This window comes from Acinetobacter amyesii (genome assembly GCF_002018365.1).
Classification (GTDB): domain Bacteria; phylum Pseudomonadota; class Gammaproteobacteria; order Pseudomonadales; family Moraxellaceae; genus Acinetobacter; species Acinetobacter amyesii.
The window spans coordinates 223,628-249,080 of record NZ_MVKX01000002.1; the positions used below are offsets into that span (position 1 = coordinate 223,628).

General features: G+C 42.7%; 23 protein-coding genes and 1 riboswitch. Of the genes, 13 read left to right on the forward strand and 10 right to left on the reverse strand.

Going from position 1 to position 25,453, the window contains the following annotated elements; translation table 11 throughout:
* Positions 1 to 3 precede the first annotated feature (3 nt).
* Complete coding sequence (locus B1202_RS04720; protein WP_078189428.1) at positions 4 to 210, reverse strand: DUF1656 domain-containing protein; 207 nt, start codon at positions 208 to 210, stop codon at positions 4 to 6.
* Positions 203 to 2,302: an FUSC family protein gene (locus B1202_RS04725; protein ID WP_078189429.1), complete on the reverse strand. Its 2,100-nt coding sequence runs from the start codon at positions 2,300 to 2,302 to the stop codon at positions 203 to 205. Before B1202_RS04725 ends, B1202_RS04720 begins: the two co-directional genes overlap by 8 nt.
* A gap of 464 nt (positions 2,303 to 2,766) precedes the next feature.
* Between B1202_RS04725 and B1202_RS04730 the strand changes: the two genes are divergently transcribed.
* Entirely contained in the window at positions 2,767 to 3,543 is a 777-nt protein-coding gene (locus B1202_RS04730; protein WP_078189430.1) for an IclR family transcriptional regulator, read from the forward strand.
* Positions 3,544 to 3,773: 230 nt separating this feature from the next.
* On the opposite strand, the gene B1202_RS04735 is transcribed toward B1202_RS04730, so the two are convergent.
* The gene (locus tag B1202_RS04735; protein WP_078189431.1) at positions 3,774 to 4,400 is read right to left on the reverse strand and encodes an alpha-ketoglutarate-dependent dioxygenase AlkB family protein; all 627 of its coding nucleotides are present in this window, start codon (positions 4,398 to 4,400) and stop codon (positions 3,774 to 3,776) included.
* 171 nt (positions 4,401 to 4,571) lie between these two features.
* Between B1202_RS04735 and B1202_RS04740 the strand changes: the two genes are divergently transcribed.
* Complete coding sequence (locus B1202_RS04740; protein WP_078189432.1) at positions 4,572 to 6,368, forward strand: ABC transporter ATP-binding protein; 1,797 nt, start codon at positions 4,572 to 4,574, stop codon at positions 6,366 to 6,368.
* Between the two features lie 58 nt (positions 6,369 to 6,426).
* Here B1202_RS04740 and phoU read toward each other — a convergent pair whose 3' ends face one another.
* Together phoU and B1202_RS04750 are read right to left on the reverse strand one after the other, a co-directional pair.
* Complete coding sequence (gene phoU, locus B1202_RS04745) at positions 6,427 to 7,143, reverse strand: phosphate signaling complex protein PhoU (RefSeq protein ID WP_078189433.1); 717 nt, start codon at positions 7,141 to 7,143, stop codon at positions 6,427 to 6,429.
* An 83-nt stretch (positions 7,144 to 7,226) separates the two neighbouring features.
* The gene (locus B1202_RS04750; protein WP_078189434.1) at positions 7,227 to 8,582 is read right to left on the reverse strand and encodes a TolC family outer membrane protein; all 1,356 of its coding nucleotides are present in this window, start codon (positions 8,580 to 8,582) and stop codon (positions 7,227 to 7,229) included.
* Between the two features lie 314 nt (positions 8,583 to 8,896).
* On the opposite strand from B1202_RS04750, the gene B1202_RS04755 reads away from it, so the two are divergent.
* From B1202_RS04755 to B1202_RS04785, 7 genes are all read left to right on the forward strand, one after another.
* The gene (locus B1202_RS04755) at positions 8,897 to 9,883 is read left to right on the forward strand and encodes a hypothetical protein (RefSeq protein WP_078189548.1); all 987 of its coding nucleotides are present in this window, start codon (positions 8,897 to 8,899) and stop codon (positions 9,881 to 9,883) included.
* A gap of 102 nt (positions 9,884 to 9,985) precedes the next feature.
* Positions 9,986 to 10,112: riboswitch (TPP riboswitch) on the forward strand.
* Positions 10,113 to 10,228: 116 nt separating this feature from the next.
* A complete protein-coding gene (gene thiC, locus B1202_RS04760; protein WP_078189435.1) occupies positions 10,229 to 12,124 on the forward strand; it encodes a phosphomethylpyrimidine synthase ThiC in 1,896 nt (631 codons plus the stop codon).
* A gap of 76 nt (positions 12,125 to 12,200) precedes the next feature.
* Positions 12,201 to 12,821: an NUDIX domain-containing protein gene (locus tag B1202_RS04765; RefSeq protein WP_078189436.1), complete on the forward strand. Its 621-nt coding sequence runs from the start codon at positions 12,201 to 12,203 to the stop codon at positions 12,819 to 12,821.
* Positions 12,822 to 12,831: 10 nt separating this feature from the next.
* Complete coding sequence (cpdA, locus tag B1202_RS04770; RefSeq protein WP_078189437.1) at positions 12,832 to 13,635, forward strand: 3',5'-cyclic-AMP phosphodiesterase; 804 nt, start codon at positions 12,832 to 12,834, stop codon at positions 13,633 to 13,635.
* A 209-nt stretch (positions 13,636 to 13,844) separates the two neighbouring features.
* Complete coding sequence (gene dksA / locus B1202_RS04775; RefSeq protein ID WP_078189438.1) at positions 13,845 to 14,372, forward strand: RNA polymerase-binding protein DksA; 528 nt, start codon at positions 13,845 to 13,847, stop codon at positions 14,370 to 14,372.
* A 4-nt stretch (positions 14,373 to 14,376) separates the two neighbouring features.
* Positions 14,377 to 15,294 (forward strand): tRNA glutamyl-Q(34) synthetase GluQRS, encoded by a 918-nt coding sequence (gluQRS, locus tag B1202_RS04780; RefSeq protein ID WP_416202502.1) that lies wholly within the window; start codon positions 14,377 to 14,379, stop codon positions 15,292 to 15,294.
* Positions 15,295 to 15,379: 85 nt separating this feature from the next.
* Entirely contained in the window at positions 15,380 to 15,640 is a 261-nt protein-coding gene (locus B1202_RS04785; protein WP_078189439.1) for a zinc-ribbon domain-containing protein, read from the forward strand.
* Here B1202_RS04785 and ftsW read toward each other — a convergent pair.
* From ftsW to B1202_RS04810, 5 genes are all read right to left on the reverse strand, one after another.
* The gene (ftsW, locus tag B1202_RS04790; RefSeq protein ID WP_078189440.1) at positions 15,629 to 16,825 is read right to left on the reverse strand and encodes a putative lipid II flippase FtsW; all 1,197 of its coding nucleotides are present in this window, start codon (positions 16,823 to 16,825) and stop codon (positions 15,629 to 15,631) included. The genes B1202_RS04785 and ftsW overlap by 12 nt on opposite strands.
* 21 nt (positions 16,826 to 16,846) lie before the next feature.
* Positions 16,847 to 18,193 (reverse strand): UDP-N-acetylmuramoyl-L-alanine--D-glutamate ligase, encoded by a 1,347-nt coding sequence (gene murD, locus B1202_RS04795; RefSeq protein ID WP_078189441.1) that lies wholly within the window; start codon positions 18,191 to 18,193, stop codon positions 16,847 to 16,849.
* Positions 18,194 to 18,352: 159 nt separating this feature from the next.
* Positions 18,353 to 18,604 carry a DUF6587 family protein gene (locus B1202_RS04800; protein ID WP_078189442.1) on the reverse strand — a complete coding sequence of 84 codons (252 nt, stop codon included), beginning with the start codon at positions 18,602 to 18,604 and terminating at the stop codon, positions 18,353 to 18,355.
* A 36-nt stretch (positions 18,605 to 18,640) separates the two neighbouring features.
* Positions 18,641 to 20,506, reverse strand: coding sequence for a ferrous iron transport protein B (gene feoB, locus B1202_RS04805; RefSeq protein ID WP_078189443.1), 1,866 nt, complete (start codon positions 20,504 to 20,506; stop codon positions 18,641 to 18,643).
* A complete protein-coding gene (locus tag B1202_RS04810; protein WP_078189444.1) occupies positions 20,503 to 20,766 on the reverse strand; it encodes a FeoA family protein in 264 nt (87 codons plus the stop codon). The genes feoB and B1202_RS04810 overlap by 4 nt, the downstream gene beginning before the upstream one ends.
* 172 nt (positions 20,767 to 20,938) lie before the next feature.
* Between B1202_RS04810 and xerD the strand changes: the two genes are divergently transcribed.
* From xerD to thrC, 4 genes are all read left to right on the forward strand, one after another.
* Positions 20,939 to 21,856 (forward strand): site-specific tyrosine recombinase XerD, encoded by a 918-nt coding sequence (xerD, locus tag B1202_RS04815; RefSeq protein ID WP_078189445.1) that lies wholly within the window; start codon positions 20,939 to 20,941, stop codon positions 21,854 to 21,856.
* A gap of 96 nt (positions 21,857 to 21,952) precedes the next feature.
* On the forward strand, positions 21,953 to 22,765 hold the full coding sequence (locus tag B1202_RS04820; protein ID WP_078189446.1) for a DsbC family protein: 813 nt from the start codon (positions 21,953 to 21,955) through the stop codon (positions 22,763 to 22,765).
* A 130-nt stretch (positions 22,766 to 22,895) separates the two neighbouring features.
* Entirely contained in the window at positions 22,896 to 24,200 is a 1,305-nt protein-coding gene (locus B1202_RS04825) for a homoserine dehydrogenase (RefSeq protein ID WP_078189550.1), read from the forward strand.
* Positions 24,201 to 24,262: 62 nt separating this feature from the next.
* Positions 24,263 to 25,402, forward strand: a complete 1,140-nt coding sequence (gene thrC / locus B1202_RS04830; protein ID WP_078189447.1) for a threonine synthase — start codon at positions 24,263 to 24,265, stop codon at positions 25,400 to 25,402.
* Positions 25,403 to 25,453 lie beyond the last annotated feature (51 nt).

Genomic DNA, 25,453 nt, shown 5'->3' on the forward strand with positions numbered 1-25,453 from the left:
GGCTTAGAACTGGCAGAAAATAAAGATTTCATGCACCAGCCAAAGCAACATCACAAATACACCCAAATAAAAAATATTGGGCATCGGCACCCAATCTGGCGCCATCCATCGGTCAAGCAAACGCATGATGACCCGCAATAACAAATAGGCCAATACCGCTTGAATCAATAGAATGGGCACATAGACGCCATACACATTTAGCTCACCCATGTTGTGCCTCGACCTGTAAATTATTTGGAGTCTGCTGTGTTAGGACATGACACAAACTGCTTTGAATATTGTTCAGTGAATACTGAATTCGATGAATAACATCGTCGTTTTCAACACCCTGAAGGGCCTGATTCAATCGTTGAATTCGCTCTACAATTTGCTGTTTCAAGCTCATATACACATTCTTTTGCCCTTGTTCCATGGCACGGAAATAGTCATCTAAATCTTGTTGTAACTCTTCGAGTTCGCTGACCAGTGCATCATTCGGATCGAGTTTATTCATGAGTTCTTGCAAGCGGGTCAAATCAATCACCGCACTGGCTTCCACCAAAGCCCACTCGATCTGTTGTTTCAAGTTCCCTGATTGCACCATTTTGCTGTTTAGGATGCCGATTCGGTCCAACATACTGCGTAAATGCACTCGAAACGGTAAGCCGTACGGCAGATATAAAGCCTGACGCAGTGCTTTGTAGTGCTGTGAAAGTATGCGTTGGGCCGTCATATCTGGTGACATCGCACGTACTAAATGAATAATAAATACTGAAATAATGGGTCCCAAAACCGTCCCAATCGATGCATCAAAGAAAAACACCTGATCGAGGCTAAAGCGGTTTTGAAAATTCAGTCCCATGATGGTGCCCATCAAAAGCGGCAAGCTGATCCCAATCAAAGGCGGATGTAAAAACAGCATCAGACAGAACATCACAAACGGTGCTAACACCACGATCAACTGCCAAAAAGCGGTTACATGCGGGAAAATGCCATAAGCGTAGATAAACACCATGAACGCCGCATACATATTGGCGCGAATAAACATTTTCAATGCAGGAACAGGGTTATCCATTGCAGTTAAAATACAAGCACTGATCGCAGCCATTTCGGCCATCATAAATCCAGCTTTCCAACCACTAACGATCCAAAAACCCGTAGAAATTAAAATAATCAAACATGCAGACACCCCGCCACGAATGGCAACCCCCGCATCTCGGTGCAAAGTTGGATAATGACTATTGCCCAAGGCGGTCAGTGTAGCTGGTAAAGTGGAGTCGCCTTGTTGTACCCGCTGCCAAAGTAAGCGAATCGCACGAATATTCTGAATAAAATGGCGAATATCCATTTTTAGACTGCCCAAAATCACCTGTTGTGATGGCAATGCCTGTGCCTGAATCTGTTGAAAATCTTGCTCAAACTGTTCAGGCAATTGATTAAGTTCACTTTCCTCAATCTGATGTTGATCTAATAAAAACGCGGCAATATGTTCATGGGCTTGCTTGAGTGCCGTCCGATAATGTGTGTCCAGACCGTCTAATTGTTTCATCCGTTCAGACATGGCCACCAAGTTACTGACCAACAAACTCAACTGATGCAAGATTTCCTGCAATGGACGTGTCATGCCTTTTAAGGTGGATTTTTCATAAGACAAATGCACCGCCATGACATGTATATCCGCGATATCTCGTGCAATATTGCCAAGATTTTTTGAATAATTTTCTAGTTCGGCAGGCTCTAATAAAATCTGATCAAATATTTCTTTGGTATCGGCAAAGGTTTTGCTCACGCGTGTTTCAACCGCAGGACCAATATGCATTGGAAATAATGTCGTGGTCACGATGGCACTACATACCACACCCACCGTAATTTCGAGAAAACGCCCCAAAGCCATATCAAAGATCGAAGCGGTATCAATAAAATACACCACGTTAAAACAGATAATGACCGTGGTATAACCCGCCAACATGGAAACATAACTACGAGGCGTACGGTCTAGCAGTGACAAATACAGGCAAAACCCAACCCAAACCGCCAAAAACACCGTAAACAGTACTGGCATATGGATGAGATGTGGCAGTGCCACCACCGACACGGCCGCCCCTAAGAACGTCCCTAATACACGATACAAACTTTTTGAAGACGTCATGCCTGAATATGGATTCGCGATTACGAAAACGGTGCCAATCGCCCAAATTGGATAAGCCAAATTCAGTACAAAGGCCACATACAATGCCAACATGCCTGCGATGAACGTTTTGGTCGCAAAAATCCAGTCCATTTTATTGGGCCGAAAAGCGAGTATTTGTTTCGTCAGCAGCATGATTGATCTCGTCGGTTTGCTTCTTTTTAGTGAAAACGGCCTCGTATCGAATGCTTAAACATTCGACAGCACAACCTGTATCACGGCACAGGAATGACTAGAAATTTCAATAAGTAAAGAAGCGATTCAAATCGTGTTTCAAACCATTTGAATACAAAAAGTAATGTGCAACATTGCCTGCGCATCGAACAGATGGGCAATATTTATTCAATATAGGATATTTTCATAGCAATTTTGCTAAAAAAACAAACCAAAGTCAATAAAAATATCTTATTTTGATAATTCAACTATATTTTAAATGCATATTTCAGGTTTTTACTATGCTTTTATCAGGATGACCCAAGAAACCCTGTGATAATTCAGATTTGTTTCATTTCCAGTGTAGAAAATCGCAACATCAGGCCGAGCAATTTGTTATAAAGTAACTTAACGATTCATTTTTTATTGTGACCAAGCAGGTTCTTATGGCGCTTTCCAGTTTTGGTAAAATTCTCACCGTACTCGACTTATTTTCAGTTGCTCGTCCCATCATCAATGTCGACATTATTAGTGAAGAATTAGGCTTATCTAAACCAACGAGCTATCGCTATTTAAAAGAACTGGTTTCTGCTGAATTATTGCAGCGCCTCAGTGGGACTTCTGGCGATTACACACTGGGTTCAAAAATTGCTGTGCTTGATTTTATTTCTCGCACCACCGATCCATTGGTGCAAATTAGCATCCCCTTCATGAAAGAAATTGTGGAACGCACAGAGTCTTGTTGCTTATTGACGCATCTGAATATCGACTCTTGTATTGATGTGCATCATGAACTTTATAAAGACTATGCCGCATTGGCTTATGGTCGAGGTAGCCCGCGTCCAATGTACAAAGGCTCATCGTCTAAAGTGATTTTGTCGCAGTTACCTAAGCAACGGATTTTAGATTATTACCACCGTTTTGCGGACGAGTTATCTCAAGTTGGTTTTGCGCATAATGAAGAAGAATTTATGCAGCAAATGAAAAAGATTAAAAAGCAGGGTTATTATTTTTCCAATGGTGAAGTTGACCCGAATATGTCGAGCCTATCGATTCCGATTAAATTTTCCAGTAAAGAACCCCCGCTTGCTTTGACTCTATTGGCGTCTAAAAATCGTTTTGAATTTATGAATTTTCAAAAAGTCGTAGAAATGATGCAAGACTGTACAGCGCGTATTGAGAAAAAATACAGCAGTATGATGGAAGAATCGGACGCCATTTAAATCTGATCAGTTTGCGCACAATTGATGCGATGTTGTAAAGATGATATTTAATTAATCTGATAAATCCATATTATTAATTGAATTTATTAATTATAAATATTGAATAAATTATCATAATATGATTATTGTTCTTTAGCAGTCATCTCAATCATGTGTTCCATGATTTTAGTTGATTGGCGCTATACTCTTCCTCAGAGAAAGAAAAAAGCTCATCTAGATATGGGCTTTTTTTATGGCTGTTGATCATAGAAATAACGAAAGGTTAAATTCACCCTCGGCTCGGTCACTTTCATCGACTTCATTAGGGCATGTTTCCAATACCGTTGGGTTTTCCCACGCATCACGATCAACTGTCCACTTTGCAGTAAAAGCTGCACTTTCTCTTGGGTGCTTTTATGTTTAAAGCAAAACTTTCGGCTTGCCCCAAAACTCAAGGATGCGATCACCACCTGCTGTGTGGGTGAAAGCAAAGATGGCTCATCATCACTATGCCACCCCACCGCTTGCGTACCATTTTCGTATAAATTGGCCAAACAGGAATTAAACGTCTGACCCACCCGTTGCTCAATATGTTGCTTTAAGCGCAGTAAAGCTGGATTCCAGATCAATGCCTGCTTTTGCATGCCTGAATAGTGATACTCATAATGGGCATCTCCATACCAAACCACTTTTCGCTCCGTTTGATAATACTGTCCATGCAAAATGACTTCATCATGCTGCCAAGCCAACTGCGTGAGGAAATAGCGTAAATATTTTTCACTGTCTTCAGCATTGAAGATCAGTCCATAATCTTCAACTTCACCATCATAGGGCAGCAGGTTTGCATGCGGTTCAGGCGCAAATAATTCAAAATTCATCGGTTCAACTCAACACTGTTTGGCGCAGCACCGTGATGCTGATGTCGTGAATAAATTTAAAAATATCTTAGCTGAAAAACTCTCGTCACAAATCAAAACATTGTCATCGCTTGTCGCATTGAATTTTCAGTCTTAGACTAAAGCTCATATTCACAATAAAAATAATTGCTTATGAATCTGTGGCAACTTTTCCAAAAACTACGCCCATTCGTACAGCCATACCGCTGGCTGGTGGTCGTGACGCTGATCTTGACCTTAATTGGTTCACTTACGGCACAGGTGAATGCCCTGACACTCAAATATGCCGTAGACAGCATCAATCAGCTTTTGCAACAAGGCCTCGGTCTAGCCAATGGTTGGCATATATTAATCACTATCACCGTAGTCTTACTGGGAAAAGAAGTCATCAATGCCATCGTGCAATTTGGACAAAAATCGTTTGGTGAAAAATTACGTATTTTAATTTCTCAGGATTTGTCCCAAGGCATTATTGAAAAATTTATCACCTATCGCTTGGCATTCTTCGATCAACAAGACAACCAAGCAGGCAAACTCCAAACTCGAATTGATCGGGGTGTCAGCTCGCTCACACGACTGGTTCAAATCTTTTTTATTGATATTTTACCGCTTTTTACCAGTGCGATTATTGCACTGGGCTTAATGTATTATGCCAATGTTTGGGTTGGCGTGGTGGCCACAATTATTGTGCCGATTTATTTTTGGCTGACCTTCAAACAATCACAAAAACTGGCAGGCAAACGCCGTGCCCTACGCGATAATTTTGAAAAGAAAAATCAGGGTATTCTGAGTATTATCAATTCGATAACGGTCATTAAATCTTTTAACAAAGAAGCCGTCGAATCGAAAAAGCAATTAAATCTGCAAAAGTCGCTGACTGAAAACCAGATGCAGACACGGCAAACCAGTTATATCTTTGACGGACTCAAAACCTTTATTGAACAGGTCGGTGTGGTACTGATCATCATTCTGACAGCCTATTTTGTTTTGGATGGGCAAATGAGTATCGGGATGATTATGTATCATGTGTTGTTATTTAATAACGTCTCTGCCCCAATTCGCTCGCTGCATCGTATCTATGATGAAATTAACTCTGCGATGATTTATTCGGAAAGCTTCTTTAACATCTTAGAAGCGGATCATGAAATTGAAACCAGTGGCACTGCCCAACCTCCGATTCAAGGTCAATTTGAATTGAGCAATGTCGACTTTAGCTATCCCAATGGCTTTCAGGCATTGCACCGCATCAACATGACCATCCAACCGAACAAAATCACCGCCTTGGTTGGTTTATCTGGCGCTGGTAAATCGACATTAATTAGCTTATTAGATAAGTTTTATCATCCTCAAGCGGGCAATATCAAACTCGATGGCATCGACCTAGAACAAATTGATACGCAGTATTTACGTGAAAATATTGGTTTGGTTTTACAAAAAAATCATATTTTCCCAGGTTCAATTTTTGAAAATATTCGCTATGGCAAAAGTACAGCCACAGAGCAAGAAGTCTTTGATGCCGCACGAAAAGCCTCGATCCATGATCAGATCTTAAAACTTCCACATGCCTATGAAGCCGATGCCTTACTGCTTTCGGGTGGACAACAACAGCGCATTGCCTTAGCACGCATGTTCCTGAAAAATCCGCCGATTATTTTCTTGGACGAACCGACGGCTAGTTTAGATGCGATCGCTGCTGAACAAATTAAAAATAGTCTGGATCAAATTAAGCAAGGGCGTACCGTCATCATGATTTCGCATAGTTTGTCGCAAATTATCGATGCTGATTACACCTATGTGATGAAAGACGGACAAATCGTAGAACACGGGGAGCATCATGATTTGTACCATCAAGAAGGTGCCTATAAGCAAATCTTCGATGCGATGGCGAAAAGTTTAAATATTGACAAAATTGCCCGGACTTTTGAGGAAGACGAAGAAACACATAGTTAATTTTAGGTCGAAAAAAGCCCATCGTTTGATGGGCTTCATTCATATTGGTTTTAATCAATTAACGCTGAACTTTTTGCTCAATTTCTTCAACACTGGTGTGACGGACATCTAGACCTTTCACCATATAAATCACCTGTTCAGAGATATTTCGAGCATGGTCACCAATACGTTCAAGTGAACGCAGCACCCAAAGTACATTCATCACCCGAGTAATGTGGCGTGGATCTTCTATCATATACGTCATGAGGGTACGGGTTGCCGATTGGTACTCGCGGTCAATATCAGCATCGGCCAAAAGGACACGTAAAGCCTGATCTACATCCAAACGTGCAAAGGCATCCAGCGCATCATGAATCATCACGCGGACTTGGTTGCCAATATGACGTGTTTCCATATAACCACGCGGTGAACCACCCTCTTCACACAAGCTTTGTGCAATACGGGCAATTTTTGCCGCTTCATCCCCAATTCGTTCTAAATCAGTGTTGGCTTTCGACATTGCAATCACCATGCGCAGATCAATCGCAGCAGGATGACGACGCGCCAAAATCAGGGTAAGCGCTTCATCAATTTCAGTTTCCATACGGTTCACCGTATTGTCTTGAAATTGAACATCAATCGCCATCGTTGCATCCGTATCCAATAAGGCATGAATGGCATTTGCAACCTGCTGCTCCACTAAACCACCCATGGTCATAAATTTGGTATGCACATCCTGCAACTCTTCATTGAATTGCGAAGAAATGTGATGGTTTAAAACAGGATTATTAGGCAAAGCGAGTCTCCACTACAACGTGAATCGGCAGATTTTAGTGCCATATTAAAGCATATTGATTGTGAAACTTTTATGACCATGGATTATTTCTTTAGTAGGATCGATGGCTGATTTTTCTGATCGACCAACCATGCATTCATTTCCACTAAATCAGCTTCCGTTAATTTCCCAACGGAGGCTTTGAGTTGCAATACATGTATTAAATAATCGTACTTGGAATTTAAATAATCTTGACGGGCTGAAAAGGCATTACGCTGTGCCAGCAGCACATCAACCATGGTTTTCAGACCTTCCTGATACTGGGCTTGTGAGGCCAATGACACTTGCGCGGAAGAATCCATCGCGGCTTTACGTGCCTGTAATTTACTTTGATCCGTTTCGACTTGCATATAAGATTTTTTTACATCGGTTTGTGCTTTTCGAATTGCTGCATCCACCTGTGCTTGGCTTTTTTCAACATTGATCGCCGCTTGCTTAATGGATTTCTGTGTCCGTCCACCATTAAACACATTCCAGTTCATTTCAATCCCCACCTGATCAAATTGACCATCTTGCGACATGATGGATTGTGGACTTTGCTTGTTATACCCATAGGTCCCTACCGCTTCAATCTGAGGATATAAGGCGGCCTTTTCAACGCGTTTACCATCTTCCGCATAACGTTGTTGCATACGCGCTTGTAAAATACCTAGATTCTGCCCCTGAGCCAGTTCTTCCCACGCTTGTACATTGTTTGGAATCGGTTTTTCAAACTGAAAATCTTCACGTAACACCGCCAGATTTTCTCGATATGGTCCAATCAACTGTTGTAATTGTTCCTGCGCCAAAACCAATTGAACATTTGTTGCCATGCGGTTTGCCCGTGCATTTTGATATTGTGCATTGGCTTCACTGACATCACTTTTTGCCACTAGGCCTTCTTTTAATTTGCCATTCATCATACGCAGCTGTTCAGATAGCGCCTGTTCTTCTTGTAGGTTGGCAACCGTCAATGCTTGTTGACGTAGGACATTAAAATAAGCTTCAGAAACATTTAAAATATGATCTTGTTTTTGAATCCGCAGATTAATTTCACTTAAGTTAATCGAGGTCTTGACTTGCTTCAGCCCTTCCCATGCATCCCAACGAAAAATGGGCTGACGGGCAGTGAGCGCAATTTGTCTTGTTGTGGTACTGTCTGGCATGATCAGCCCGGCTTGAGCACCGCTTTGGTTGGAATTTTGATTTTTTCGGGTCACATTTCCGGAGATTGTTACCGTTGGAAGTAAGTTCCCATTGGCAATCCCCAAATTCAATTTATCCGCTTCATATTGTAGTTTATTGGCTTGCCAATTGGGGTCTTCTTGTTTTGCACGTTCATAAGCTTGCACAAGATCTAGCGCACACGCCCATTGACTCGTGAAAAGCAAACAAAGACCCACCACAACTTTTTTGTTCATTTTTTTTGTAAATTCCTAATATTCAAATACCCGAGATTGAATATTCAAGCCTAAAACTAAGCAGATACTAATCATATCCTTGCAAATTTCCGTATGATTTTTATTAATTTTTTATATCAAATGCGACAAAATCAGATAATTTCAGTCGTTTTCGGACATTACTCACAACGCTATAACAAAGAACTGTACAATAGTACACATATTGCACGTGTTTCATCTATAGAATAGTCGACATTCCATCGGACAATACCACTTCTATAGCGCATCGAGTTCCTGTGTCAAAATTTTTTCAGCTGCCTGCAAAGTTTAGTGCAATGTTTTTATGTTTCAGTATTTTGAATGGATGCCAACAACAGCCTGAACCACAACCTGCACCAGAGTTTCCCAACAATAAGACTGTTCAAAAAGAAGCAGTCGATTTGTCTTTGCTGTGCAAAAAACTGGAAAAAAACATGTTGGAAATTGATGATCAACGCACAACTTTCGCTTTAGAACAAATCAACCAAGATCTCAAAGTCTGTCTGCCATTATTAAAAGCGGACGAACAAAAAAAATTACTGCGCTTGTCCAATCAAATGTATCGCAACTTCTTACATGTTGAACGTACGGCTCAACAGCAAATGGCGTTCGAACAATTTGCCTTTGATATGGCTCAGCATCCCACCATTCAACAAAATCATTATGAGCAGCTCACTGCCCGAGATCAGTATTTACTGAAACATAAAGGCCAAGCCTATGTGGAATTGTTCGATGCAGGTGAAGGACAGTTACGCTATCGTCGCAGTCCTGAATATTTAGCCAAAATTTTTGCGCCGTATATGGAAGAATCTGAGCAAGTCTTTATTGAAAAACTGGCTGAACAAAATGCACAACCTGCCTTGTTGCAACAAAGTTTAGCCATTGAGCCGCAAGAGATTGCGACACGCGCCATTTTTTGGGAAGACTATCTCAAACAATATCCAGATAGCCCATACAAAAAAGATGCACAACAATTGCTGTACCAATACAGCCAGTTGCTGTTTATTGGTTCAGCGCATAGCCCAGTTTCTAATGATTTTTCAGACCGCCTCAGTATTCAAGCCAGTTCTTTGGAAGAAATTGAACGATTGGCCCAATTAAAAAACTCCAGATTGGCAGATCAGGCGCGTTTATTTTTAAAATTATTAGATCAAAATACTGCCGCGTCTACTCAGCGATCAGAAGCGCAGATGTTGAATTTCATTGGTGTCCGTAATCCTGATCCGCATTATAAGAAAGACTGTTTTAGCGACGCCATCTGTGTAAATCAGTCCTCTACTTAGCCAAATCCAAATCAATTGCACACGAGCCTAGCCAAAATTCTGCACAGCAAAATCGATGAAAAATAACACTGTTTTAAAACAGCCTTCATGCTAATATCCGCACAAAGCTTGACGGAGCGCAGGTAATTTCCTGCTGAGATCATCTAAATTTAGTTCGCTAAATTTAAGGATGAGTACCGTTGAACCTGATCAGGTTAATACCTGCGTAGGAATCAAGCCATCTAAAAACTTAAGCCCCTCTTATCTCTTGGTTTTACGCCTTTATTTTCAGGTGAACCCATCAGATAAACCGCCACGTTTTTGGTCGTGCTTGATTCGTTGATGTCATTCATAAGGATCATTGCAATGAACCAATTAACGAATCTCACCGCTTCAGATCGCGCTGCTCAACATGAACAAGATGCTAAAGATCTTACCCGTATTCTCCCCGCGTCAAAGAAAGTCTATATCCAAGGCTCACGTCCAGATATTCGCGTACCAATGCGTGAGATCAGCCTTACAGATACGCCTACAGGTCTGGGTGGAGAAAAAAATCTGCCGATCATGGTCTATGACACCTCTGGTGCTTATACCGACCCCAATATTCAAATTGACCTAAATCAAGGTCTGCCCAATGTCCGTGAATCTTGGATTGAGTCACGAAATGATACGGAAATACTCGATACCCTAACTTCAAAATTTGGGCAAGAGCGTCTTCGAGATATTCGTACAGCAGAGATTCGTTTTGCGCATATTTCAAAACCTCGTCGCGCTCGTCGTGGACACAATGTCTCTCAAATGCACTATGCCAAACAAGGCATCATCACCCCTGAAATGGAATACATTGCGATTCGTGAAAATCAGCGTCAGCGTGAAGGTGTTGATATGCGCCAACACGCTGGTCAAAATTTTGGCGCACGTAATTTAACTGAAATCACCCCCGAATTTGTACGTCAAGAAGTGGCTGAAGGCCGTGCGATTATCCCCGCCAACATTAACCACCCTGAATGTGAACCGATGATTATTGGTCGTAACTTTTTGGTGAAAATCAATGCCAACATTGGTAACTCAGCGCTCGGTTCAAGCATTGATGAAGAAGTAGCAAAAATGACTTGGGCAACTCGTTGGGGTGCAGACACCATCATGGATTTATCGACAGGTAAAAATATCCATGAAACCCGCGAATGGATTATTCGCAACTCACCTGTACCGATTGGTACCGTACCGATTTACCAAGCTTTAGAAAAAGTTGATGGTGTTGCAGAAGACTTAACCTGGGAAATTTTCAAAGACACACTGATTGAACAAGCCGAGCAAGGTGTCGATTACTTTACGATTCACGCAGGCGTGCTGCTTCGTTATGTTCCACTCACCGCCAACCGTTTAACAGGGATTGTGTCACGTGGCGGATCCATCATGGCGCAGTGGTGCTTAGCGCATCATGAAGAAAACTTCCTGTATACGCATTTTGATGAAATCTGCGAAATCATGAAAGCCTATGATGTGTCATTCAGTTTAGGTGATGGTTTACGTCCGGGGTGTATTCAAGATGCCAACGATGAAGCTCAATTTAGTGAATTACGCACCTTAGGTGAATTGACTCACCGTGCATGGGAACATGATGTACAAGTCATGATTGAAGGCCCAGGCCATGTCCCAATGCACATGATCAAAGAAAATATGGATCTACAGCTAGAAGTTTGCAAAGAAGCACCTTTCTATACCCTTGGACCACTCACCACCGATATTGCCCCGGGCTATGACCACATTACTTCTGCGATAGGTGCGGCAATGATTGGTTGGTACGGCACGGCGATGCTGTGTTATGTGACCCCGAAAGAGCATCTTGGTCTACCAGATAAAAAAGACGTCAAAGACGGCATTATCACCTACAAAATTGCTGCCCATGCCGCAGACCTTGCCAAAGGTCATCCCGGTGCGCAGGCCCGTGATAATGCATTATCGAAAGCACGCTTTGAATTCCGCTGGGAAGACCAATTTAATCTGAGCTTAGACCCTGATACAGCGCGCAGCATGCATGATGAAACTATGCCGAAAGAAGCACATAAATCGGCCCATTTTTGTTCGATGTGTGGACCTAAATTTTGCTCGATGAAAATCACACAAAATGTGAGAGATTATGCAAAAAATCAGCAAGATATGCAGCTTTCTTCAGAATCTAATCCTGAAATTGAAACAGGTTTACAGAGCATGAAAGCGGCCTATCATGAACATGGTCAAAAGTTGTACCACAAAGTGTAAAGCTTAAAAAAAATCTTTTGTATTCAACAAAATCTCGGTTAGGATGAAATGGAAGATTTCATCCTAATTAGCGCTTATGAATATTATTAAACAGGCCACATATAACAAAAAAGATTACAGCATTGAAGGGCGTGAACATCTTTATAAAGGCTTTATTCAAGTTGAAAAAGTTCTGCTTCGACACCGCTTATTCCATCAAGACAGCATGATTCCAACCATTCAGCGTGAATTGATTCATCGTCCTGAAGCAGCAGGTGTGCTGATCTATAGTCATCAACAACAAAAATTTGCCTTAATTGAACAATTCCGAATTGGGGCGATTGATGATGAAACTTCACCTTGGCAACTTGAGATCATTGCCGGCGTGCTCGATGGTGATGAATCCGCTGAAAGCTGTATCCGCCGGGAAAGTTTGGAAGAATCAGGCTGTGAATTAGATGCGCTACAGCATTTATTTAGTTTTTATCCTTCTGCGGGTGCCTGTGCGGAATTATTCCACCTTTATAGTGCTGAAGCTGAACTGCCTGAACATGGTGGAGTCTTTGGCATGCCTGATGAAGGAGAAAATATTCAATTGCATATCTTAGATTATGCTGATATTCCTGAATTATTAACCAATGGTCGGCTAAAAAACGCACCTGTCATTATGGCCTTGCAATGGTTACAACAACAAATACATACTACAAGGAATGTCTAAGGGGAAGGACATGACTTTAAGGGATACACCACAATACGACTGGACACTGATCCAGATCTCGGACACACATTTAATGGATCAGGAAGATCTTGAGTTTGTCCGCATGAATCCAGAGCAGAGTTTTCACGATGTGATTCAACAAATTCAGTTGAACCATCATCACATCGATACGCTTGTCCATACTGGCGATCTTGCACAAGTGCCGGTAGAGCGCACCTATGCGCGTTATCGCGAATATATGCAACAGCAGCCGTTTCCGTTTTATCAGATTCCGGGGAACCATGACGAAGCGTCTTGCTTCCCTTTTCATCAACAAGAAGATCGTGCTCACTGCATCGCATTAGGTAATTGGTGTCTGATTTTACTGAACAGTGCGGTCAAGGGAAAAGTGGATGGTTGGGTATCACAACAGCAGTTGGAACAATTAGACCAGTTGCTCACAACACACCCACAGCAACACATCATTGTGGCATGCCACCACCACCCTTTTGCCATGCAATCGCATTGGATTGATCAGCATAAACTAAAGAATGCTGAACATCTGATGGATGTGCTTTCGCGCCATGACAATGTCAAAATTGTACTGTGCGGACATGTACATCAGGACTCGTCTAATCAATGGCACAATATTCAGTTTTTATCGACACCTTCGACCAGTGTTCAGTTCAAACCACATAGTGAAAATTTTGCCTTAGATGAAGCTTTACCAGGGTATCGTGCACTCTATCTGAATGATAATGGTGAATTTAAAACGGAAGTTGTTCGAGTCAAATTGAAACAACCTCAAATTAATGTTGAAATTTCAGGTTATTAACTTTTCAATTTGATTTTTTTGCTTTACTTTATGCCTTCTAAAGGAAAAGTGATAGTTAGAATCCAAACATCAAAGACTATCAATAAGCAGAAAAAGTCTATATGATGACGACCCCCACAGAAGGAAACTCTGTGTTGGGTGGATAAAAAACTTGCATATCACCATATTTTTTGCGTATAGATATATGCATATGATGAGGAATGCCCTATATGGCGAATGACAACCAAAATCAAGTCTTAGACGAACAAACTGATGTAGTAGACGAAAAGTCTACCAAACGCGTGCGCAAATCAAAGCCAAAGGCGACTGAAGGTGGTTCTACTGCAAGCTTATTTGGTATTGAACCTTATCAGCCTAAAAAGAATGAAGAATACATGTCTGAAGGGCAACTTGAGCATTTCCGCCACATCTTATTGGCGTGGAAAGCTGAGTTAATGTCAGAAGTAGACCGTACTTTGAATACCATGCAAGACGAAAATACTGCGCTTCCAGATGTGAACGACCGTGCAACGCAAGAAGAAGAATTTGCGATTGAACTTCGTACACGTGACCGTGAACGTAAACTGATCCGCAAAATTGAACAATCAATTGAAGCAATCAAAAATGATGACTACGGTTTCTGTGAAACGTGTGGTATCGAAATTGGTTTACGTCGCCTAGAAGCGCGTCCAACAGCGACTTTATGTATCGACTGCAAAACACTTGCAGAGATCAAAGAGAAGCAAAATAACGGTTAATTCTGTGTTGAGTAATTCCTCTCTAGCCCTCCCTTTAGAAAAGGGAGGGAAAGCTGCAGAGCATTACGTGGGTCGGTTTGCGCCATCGCCAACCGGCCCTTTGCATTTTGGCTCTTTAATTACAGCAGTCGCAAGCTACTGCGATGCCCGTGCCCATCAGGGGCAATGGGTGGTTCGTATCGAAGATACCGACATTCCACGTATATTCCCCGGCAGCGAAGAACACATCTTACGTTGTATTGATGCTTTTCAATTCGAACCAGATACCGAGATCATTTTCCAAAAAGACCGCCTCGAAATTTATGAGCAAGTCATTGCACATTTGCATGCCCAAGGCTTGGTCTATGCCTGTCAATGCACCCGAAAAATGCTCGGTTCGAATCATATCTATCAAGGTACATGTCGTAATCTGGGCCTTCCCCTTCAGGATCAAGCCATTCGAATCAAAGTCGATGCACAGAACATTTGTTTTACCGACCGCTTACAAGGGACGCATTACTCCAATCTGCAGCAAGATTTAGGTGACTTTGTCTTAAAACGCCGTGACGGCATTATCAATTATCAACTTGCTGTCGTGGTGGATGACTACCTACAAGGGATGACCCATGTCGTACGTGGGGCTGATCTTTTGGACAATACCGAACGTCAAATTTGGCTCGGACAGGTTTTGGGTTATCCGCGCCTTGAATACATGCACTTGCCATTAGCAATGAATGATCAGGGACAAAAGCTGTCAAAACAGAATATGGCTCAAGCTCTTGATTTAAGCCAAGCGGCACCTTTATTACAACAAGCATTGCAAGCCCTACACCAACCGGCAGTCGACTTAGATACGCCACGTATTATGCTACAACAGGCAATTGCGCAGTGGGATATTCAACATATTCCCCATGGCACAGCATTGCCTCAAATCTATCAATAAACCCACACGTTGACCAAAGCCAATCACTCGATATTCAATTGAATTATGCTTTAATAAAGTGATCAATCGACCGCTGGAGAGCCTAATGTTTTTTATTTTTGGAGTTGGTCCGAAAACCAAAGTCATTGAAAAGAGCCAATTTACTTGCCCTGTCTGCCGCAGCAGAACTCAGTATGAGTTAAAACAGCAACGTAATTATTTTTCTTTATTTTTTATTCCATTGATTCCACTGTCTAAAGCCAAGGCGAGCTTGGTCAAATGTCTCCATTGTGGAACGGAGATGCCGGCCAGTGTACTCCACCATGCATCTCCCGATCCGCAACGAGATACGAATTTAGAAGCTTGATTCTTCTTTACTTGGGTTTACTTCTTTGGTCGTCGCATCGATCTTTAAGATCAGACTCACCATAACCGCACAGATAATCAAAGAAGACCCCCCATAACTAATAAACGGTAAGGTCAAACCCTTGGTTGGAAGCATGCCCATGTTCATGCCTGCATTCACCAAAATTTGCAGCAAGAAGATAATACTGATGCCATAAGCCAAGTAGCCTGCACGTAAGTATTGATGACGTAAAGCACGATGACCAATGCGAATACAGCAGACCAACATCACAAATGACAGTGTCAATACCGTCAAAATCCCAAAGAAGCCAAACTCTTCACCCAATACCGCCAACATGAAGTCGGTATGTGCCTCAGGTAGATAAGACATTTTTTGAATACTATGACCTAAGCCGACACCAAACCATTCACCGCGACCAAAAGCCATTAATGCATTCGACAATTGGTAGCCTGCACCTAATGGATCATTCCACGGATTTGAGAACGACATCAAACGTTCTAAACGGTAGGGTTCAAATAAAATCAAGAACACAAAAGCCATAATGATCGCACCAAAGGCAATTGCGAACTGAATCAACGGTGCTCCTGCGAGGAAGAATACTCCTAGCATGGTTAAGGCAATCACCACCGTCGCCCCTAAATCGGGCTCTGCCATGACCAAACCAACGGTTGCAGCCATAATCACTGCCAAACGCACCAAGCCCTTAATGTTATTACGGACTTCTTCAGCACGTCGTACCACATAGTCTGCGGTAAATATCGCCATCATGACTTTGGCGACTTCCGAAGCCTGTAAGGTGAAACCAGCAATCCGAATCCAACGCTTAGAACCATTAACTTCAGTACCCACCGCCAATACGGCAGCTAACAGGACAATGGTCACAATCCATAAAAAGAAGGTGTTGTTAAACCAGACATTTAACGGCACTTTATAGGCGATATACGCAGCCATGGCGGCAGCGGCAATCGAAATCCCGTGTCGTGAAATGTAATGGAAGGCATTTTCATGCATGCGCTCTGCATAAGGCATCGAAGCAGATGCCACCATGATCGACCCAATACACAACAATGCCAAAACACAGAACATTAAAACATTGCGCACGTTGACCTCGGCAGGTAACCGAGGAATCCAACGCTCTACAACTTCATTTATTCTATTTATGGTCGTCTGAGCTAACCCAGCCATACAACTTTCCTTATCGTTCTTTTAAACGAGTGCATTCACAAACTCAACAAATTGGTGCCCACGCTGTGGGTAGCCACTGAACATATCAAAACTTGCGCACGCTGGAGACAATAACACCACATCATTGGCTACCGCATTTTGTTGGCACAGCTCAACCGCTTGTTTCAAACTTTCAGCATGAATCAGCGTGGTTGTCCCTTCAATCGCTTTTTCAATAATTGGACGATCTTCACCAATCAACACCGCAACTTTGGCATATTTTGAAAGTGAATCACGCAGCGCAGTAAAGTCCTGCCCTTTGCCTTGACCACCTAAAATAATCGCCACTTTACCGCCTTTGGCTTCAATCGCAGCACCTAGACCATCAATCGCAGCTAAAGTCGCACCAATATTGGTACCTTTAGAATCGTTATAATAACGAACACCATGCACTTCTTTGACAAATTCACAGCGGTGCTCTAAGCCTTTAAAGGTTTTCAAGGTTTCCAACATGCCTTCGAGTGGCAAACCAATCGCTTCACCCAAAGCTAAACATGCCAAGGCATTTGCCACATTATGGGTCCCTTGAATATACATGTCTGCACTTTTTAGTAAACGCTCACGACCACGTGCCAACCAAATTGTGCCGTCAGTATCGCGTAGAATACCGAACTGATTCATATCTGGTGCATTTAAGCCAAAGCTTTGCATTGGGGTGACATCTGGAACCAATGGACGTGTTAATGAGTCGTCACGGTTATACACCACTTTTTTCACCGCTTGGAAAATACGATGCTTCGCAGTGTGATAGCCCATCATATCGCCATGACGGTCCAAATGGTCTTCACTCATGTTCAACACCACAGCAACCTCTGCAGCCAAGTTCGACGTGGTTTCTAATTGAAAACTTGAAAGCTCTAAAACATAAAGCTCAGGATCATCTTTGGTGAGATCCAAAGCTGGACGACCCAAGTTACCACCCACTGCCACTTTTTTACCTGCATCTGCTGCCATAAGACCAAATAAAGTCGTTACGGTACTTTTCGCATTCGAACCTGTAATCGCGACAATTGGCTTATCCGTCGCACGACGTAAAATTTGAATTTCTGAAACCACAGGAATGTTGGCTGCAATGGCCGCCTGAATTTGCGGTAATTTTGGATCTAGCCCCGGGCTGATAATAATTTCTTCTGCTTGGAGTAATAAATCTTGATCCAATTGACCAAAACTGGTTTGTACATCACTTGGAATTTGATCATGACCCGGTGGGACTGCTCGTGAATCGGTGACTGCAACGCGGTAGCCATGGCTATGTAAGAAATTCACTGCGGAAACACCAGAAATTCCTAATCCGGCAACAACCTTCAATCCACCACGCTGTATTAACATTTTCGCCCCATTTTTTGGTCGGTTTTTAAATCTGACAAAATGTTAGCACTTTGCTGTTTTGAATGCTTTTTATGTTTTCACTTTCTCGCAGTTTTTTTGTGTCCGCTCGTAAAAAAACCGCCCATCTTGGGCGGTTTCTTCAAGCAACTGACGGTGAGCTTATTTCCACTTCACCGCTTGTACTTCAGCTTTTTTTGCAGATGGATTATCCGAAGCTGAACATCCACAACCGCCTGCACAACCTGCGGCCATTTTGGGCTTTAACCATTTGGCAAGACTATTCCAACCACGGTTTTCACAATGCTCAGATAAAGTTGTGAAGACTGAGTTCGATGTTTTTGGAAATACCTTCTTAAACACCACGACAGCACTCCAAATCACCAATACCGCAATAATTATTGATTCAAGCATGTCTCTCTCCTTTGTTCAGCTTTTGCCATTCAAAATTCACGATCCCAAATAGCGTGTTGCAATTTGATACGTGATGAATGCCATTAAATAAGCCAAACCAAATAAATAGATGGTCATGAAACTCACCGTTTTCAAGGAACCAGTTTCACGTTTAACAGTTGCCAGTGTCGCCAAGCAATGTGGCGCATAAATAAACCACACCAATAATGATAAACCGGTTGCCAATGACCAACCCAATGACCCATCACTACTAATTAAATTTGCCAGACCTTGAGACATGGCATCGTCATCAGTTGCAGACAAGGCATACACCGTACCCAATGCCGCCACAACGACTTCACGTGCCGCCATCGCTGGAATTAAGGCAATACAGATCTGCCAGTTAAAACCTAATGGTGCAAAAATCGGTTGTAATACATGCCCAAGCATACCTGCCAATGAATAATCAATATCCGGCAAAGTTGCGCCTTCTGGCGGTTGCGGGAAAGTACACAAGAACCATAACAAAATCGATAAAGCGAAGATGATGCCACCGACACGTTTCAAGAAGATCTTGGCACGGTCCAGTAAACCAATCCAAACACTCTTAATATCTGGGAAACGGTAGCTTGGAAGTTCCATCAATAAGGCATGCTGTGATTTATCTTTTTGGAAGAATTTCAGCACTGTTGCCACAATTAAGGCACTCACAATCCCGGCTGCATATAATGCAAATAGCACCAAGCCTTGTAAGTTAAAGACGCCCCAGACCATTTGCTCTGGAATAAATGCCGAGATCAACAAAGCATAAACCGGTAAACGTGCCGAACACGTCATCAACGGCGCAACTAAAATCGTTACCAGACGATCTCGAGGGTCTTGAATACTCCGGGTTGCCATGATGCCCGGTACAGCACAGGCAAAGCTCGATAGCAGAGGAATAAACGCACGTCCACTCAGTCCGGCTTTAAACATCAGCTTATCTAGCAAGAATGCTGCACGTGGTAAATAACCTGATTCTTCTAAAACCAAAATAAAGAAGAATAAAATTAAAATCTGCGGCAAGAACACTACTACACCGCCTGCACCCGCAATGATCCCATCTACCACCAAGCTGTTCAGTAGTGGATGTGAAATGTGTTCACCGACCAATTCACCGAACCAACCGAAGAAGGTTTCAATACCATCCATAAACGGCGCAGCCCATGCAAACACCGCTTGGAAGATAATAAACATCATCACCGCTAAGGTAATTAAACCAAAGACTGGATGTAGAAAAATTTTATCAAGGAAGTCTGAGCGTTTATCTTCATGATCAACAAACACCACCACGTCTTTTAAAATTTGTTCAATTTTTTCGTGGTTAGTCCCAGAAAGATTGGTATCACTTAATGACGCATCAGGTTTTCTGAAACCTTCAGCATCTAACGCGCCCATTAAGTTTTCAATACCCGCATTACGTACAGCAACGGTTTCTACGACAGGCACACCCAAACGCTGAGACAGCTTTTGGGTATTGATTTGCATGCCACGACGGCGTGCTTCATCCATCATGTTGAGGACAAGTAAAATTGGACGACCCAAATCGATCATTTCCATGACCAAACCGAGGTGCAATTTTAAGTTTGTCGCATCAACTACACATAAAAAGACGTCTTGATGGCCTTCTTCTGCAATTTTACCTTGCACGACATCACGCGTAATGGCTTCATCAGGACTCGTCGCTTCTAAGCTATACGTCCCCGGCAAATCCAAAACTCGAACAGATTTACCCGATGGCAAAGTAAATTGACCAACTTTACGCTCAACCGTTACCCCAGCATAGTTCGCAACTTTCTGACGTGTACCAGTTAAATGATTGAATAATGAGGTTTTACCACAGTTTGGATTACCAACGAGGGCAATACGTAACGCATCACTCATGCTGATGCCCCTTCCATTGCTATTTCCACTTTTTCAGCTTCTACTTTTCGCAGTGCGAAACGAGTAAACCCAACTTGAATTAAAATCGGGTCACCACCAAAAATACCTTTGGTAATCACCTGTACTTTTGTTCCAGGAACAAAACCCAAAGTCTCTAAACGGCTAGCGACTAAATCAGCCGGAGCATTGTTGCCATTCTGGTTACGATGTACCTTATGAATGACTGCGCTTTGTTTCACTTTCAAATCAGATAATCGCACGCAACTAACCCTAAAAAATTTTGAACATTATACAAACAAATGAGAATAATTAACAAATCGGATTCGATTTCAATTCTCATTTAGCAATCTAACATCGACACGACTATTTTTTTAAATTACATTGCATTAAACCATTGTGATTTCTTGGTTTAATTTCAAAAATGAGCGGCACATGTTAAATAAAAAACCACGAATCCCGACCCCAGTCCAAATTCCAGAAACACTCAGTTTTTTACACGGATATCGTGATGATTTAATTGCTCAAACCGTCAGCCCACACACTCGCAATGCATATTTATCTGATTTAATTCAATGCAGTGAGTGTCATACGCATGTCATGACAGATTGGAGCAGTGACGACATTTCAGATGTCTTGCTCAGCCTGACGAAACAAGGAAAAAGCCCTCGCTCGATCGCCCGCTCACTTTCTGCACTGCGTTCATTTTTCAAGTTCTTACGCGAACAAAAAATACGCAGCGACAATCCTGTTGCAATCCACAAAACACCCAAATTGGGTCGTGCCCTGCCAAAGGACTTATCCGAAGCAGATGTCGAAGCCCTGATTAATGCCCCAGACCTCAGCACCGCTTTGGGTCTACGTGATCGTGCCATGCTCGAAGTGTTGTATGCCTGTGGTTTACGGGTCTCTGAGTTATTAAATTTAAGATTAGAACTGATCAATCTGAAACAAGGCTATTTACGGATTACTGGTAAAGGCAATAAAGAACGCTTAGTTCCTTTAGGTCAAATGGCGGTGGAATGGATCGAGAAATATTTAGCTGAAGCACGCCCCATCTTATACAAAAGCGCAACCGATGCTTTATTTCTCACTCAACTCGGTGGAATGATGAGTCGCCAAAACTTTTGGTACGCGATTAAACGCTATGCGCTCATTGCAGGTATTCAGGCCGAATTATCACCACATACCTTGCGTCATGCCTTTGCCACGCATTTGCTCAACCACGGTGCCGACTTACGTGTCGTGCAGATGCTGCTCGGCCACAGTGACTTGTCTACCACGCAAATTTATACCCATGTCGCGCAAGTTCGTATGCAAAAATTACATGCAGACTATCATCCGAGAGCTTAACGGCAGGAAATATCAGACCAAGAAGTTCTATCGTGGCCGATATTTTTTGCTATGCTTACTCACCTGTTTGATAAAGCTAAAAGAAAAGGGTTGTTTATGTTATTTACCCGTTCAAAAATTTTTCTCGCATCGACACTTGTTGCCAGTATGGCGTTAGTGGCTTGTTCTAATTCAAATAATGACGAAAAGAAAGACGCGACATTAACGGCAAGTACACCTGCAACTGGTGAAGCTTCGAATTTATCTGAACGTAATGCTCAGCAGCGTTTAATTGATACTTTGCAATCCAATCTGCAAAAAGCCAATATCAATGCCAAAGTCACTGGGGTGAAAGCGACTGAAGTTCCTAATTTGTTTTGGGTTAGCTTTGAAGGCATGCCTGCGGTCTATGCTACAGCTGATGGTAAATACATTTTCCAAGGCGACGTTGTTCGTTTAGGTGAAAAACAACTCTTTAATGTAGGCGATACCCTACAAGCAGAAGCCAACAAAAAATTATTTGATCAATTAAAAACTGAAGACCTACTGATCTATAAAGCCAAAGGTAAAACCAAACACGTGGTTTATGTCTTTACCGATGTCAGCTGTCCTTATTGCCATAAGTTACATGAACAAATGGATGATATTAATGCCCGTGGCATTGAAGTCCGTTACATCGCTTGGCCACGTGGTGAGCAACACATGCCAATGATGGAAACGATCTGGTGTAGCAAAGACCGTCGTGCCGCATTTGACAAAGCCATTGCCGGTGAGCAAATCGAGCCAGCATCATGTAAAAACCCAGTGCGCAGCATGTATGAAATGGGTCTAAATATTGGTGTGAATGGTACGCCAGCGATCTATAACGCAGAAGGTAAACACATCGGTGCTTACATGTCGGCTTCCGAACTTGAAAGTGCGCTTAAATAACTAATTTTTATAGGCTAAATGAATGTTTTTTATGGGTAGGAATAAAGTGATTTCTACCCTAGAGTCCGAACGTTTTTTTAGCTATGATCTAAATTCACTTAAAGCAATGATGAAATAAATGGAGTGTGACGTGAAACCAGTTCGTCTGGCAATCCTCGGTCTTGGTACTGTGGGTGGTGGTGCCCTTAAACTACTAAAAGAAAATGCTGCTGAGATTAAACGTCGCACCGGTCGTGAAATTGAAATTACCCATGTGGGTACGCGTCGCCCTCGTCCTGATTTAGAACTACCTGCTTCAGTGAAGCAAAGTGCTGATTTATTGGATATCGTCCGTCAACCCGATGTAGACGTCGTAGTTGAAGTTATGGGCGGCATTCACCCTGCGTATGAAGTGATTCGTGAAGCAATCATTCATGGCAAACAAGTGGTCACAGCCAACAAAGCTTTATTGGCTGAACACGGCAATGAATTATTTAAATTGGCCGATGATCATCACGTTCAGATTGCTTATGAAGCAGCTGTCGCAGGCGGTATCCCAATTATTAAAGTCCTCCGTGAAGGTTTGGCGGCGAATAAAATTGACTGGTTGGCTGGTATCATTAACGGTACAGGGAACTTTATCCTGACTGAAATGCGTGAAAAAGGTCGTGCCTTTGCAGACGTTCTCAAAGAAGCGCAAGAACTCGGTTATGCCGAAGCAGATCCAACCTTCGACGTCGAAGGGATCGACGCAGCGCACAAATTAACATTGCTGGCTTCAATTGCTTTTGGTATCCCACTCCAGTTTGACAAAGTCTTCACGGAAGGCATCAGCAAAGTTACCGCGCAAGATGTGAAATATGCAGAAGACCTTGGTTTCCGTATTAAACATTTAGGTATTGCACGTCGTGCTGCAACGGGTATTGAGCTTCGTGTTCATCCAACGCTGATCCCTGAAGACCAACTGATTGCCAATGTAAATGGCGTTAAAAATGCTGTATTGGTTCAAGCCAATGCTGTTGGTCCAACGCTTTACTATGGCGCAGGCGCAGGTGCAGGCCCGACAGCATCAGCGGTGGTTGCTGACGTTGTCGATATTGTCCGTGACATCTCATATACCGAAGATGGCGCTGGTACAATTCCACAGCTTGCTTTTGAAGCACTGACCGATTTACCAATTCTTCCACGTGAAGAAATGACCACAGGATACTACATCCGTATTAATGCCGAAGATCAAACTGGCGTTCTTGCTGATGTCACTACGATTTTAAGCCGTGCAGGAATCAGCATCGATGCGATCATGCAACAGCCGCGCTTAAAAGACCTTATTCCTATCGTGATTCTGACTGATCCAGTCAAAGAATCTAAAATGGATGAAGCCCTTCAACAAATTCAAGCATTGCCTGTCATTCATGGCGAAATTGTACGAATTCGTTTAGAATCGCTTGATAATTAATCGGGTCGAGGGGAATATTTCAGTTCCTCTCGCCAAGCTCTACACACAATTGGAACATCATCATGTCTAATGCCAATCGTTATACTGGTTTAGTTGACCGCTATCGCGACCGTTTACCCGTATCTGCAACTACTCGCGCAATTTCTTTGGGCGAAGGTAATACGCCACTGATTAAGCTTGAGAACATTCCACGCATTATTGGCAAAAATGTTGAAATTTATGTGAAGTACGAGGGCTTAAACCCGACTGGTTCATTTAAAGACCGTGGTATGACCATGGCCGTAACAAAAGCAGTGGAAGCAGGCTCAAAAGCGATTATCTGTGCCTCTACAGGTAACACATCTGCTGCCGCAGCGGCTTATGCTGCACGTGCGGGTATTAAAGCATTCGTGTTAATCCCAGAAGGCAAAATTGCCATGGGTAAAATGGCACAAGCGATGATGTATGGCGCGGTAACGATGCAAATCCACGGTAACTTCGATGACGGTATGCGTCTTGTAAAAGAAGTTGCGGATCAAGCACCAGTTACGATTGTAAACTCAATCAACCCATACCGTCTGCAAGGTCAAAAAACCATTGCTTACGAAATCGTTGACGAATTAGGTCGTGCGCCAGATTACCACTGCCTACCTGTAGGTAATGCGGGTAACATCACAGCACATTGGATGGGTTATACCGAAGCTGTGGCGAATCAGCCTAAAGAAGAATTTGTACAAGTAGTTTATGATCCTGAAACTGATCAATTCACAGGTCCAAAACCTGCGGGTCTACCAACAATGGTGGGTTACCAAGCTGCTGGCGCGGCACCATTCCTACGCGGCGCACCTGTAGAAAACCCTGAAACAGTAGCAACTGCGATCCGTATTGGTAACCCACAAAGCTGGAACCATGCTAAAGCCGTAGTCCGCGACTCAGAAGGTTGGTTTGACGAACTTCAAGATGCAGAGATCTTAGAAGCACAGCGTCTATTGTCTATGTACGAAGGTGTATTCGTAGAACCTGCTTCTGCAGCGTCTATCGGTGGCGCGATTCGTGACATCAAAGCAGGTAAAATTGCTGAAGGTTCTGTGATCGTATGTACTGTAACAGGTAACGGTTTAAAAGATCCTGATACTGCCATCAAGCAATGCCAAGATGCTGTAATGTTGTCGATTGATGCAACTATGGATCAAGTTCGTGATTCAATTCTGTCAAATATGTAATTCATATGCTGACTGAATAAAAAAGCCCTGCTCTTGCAGGGCTTTTTTATA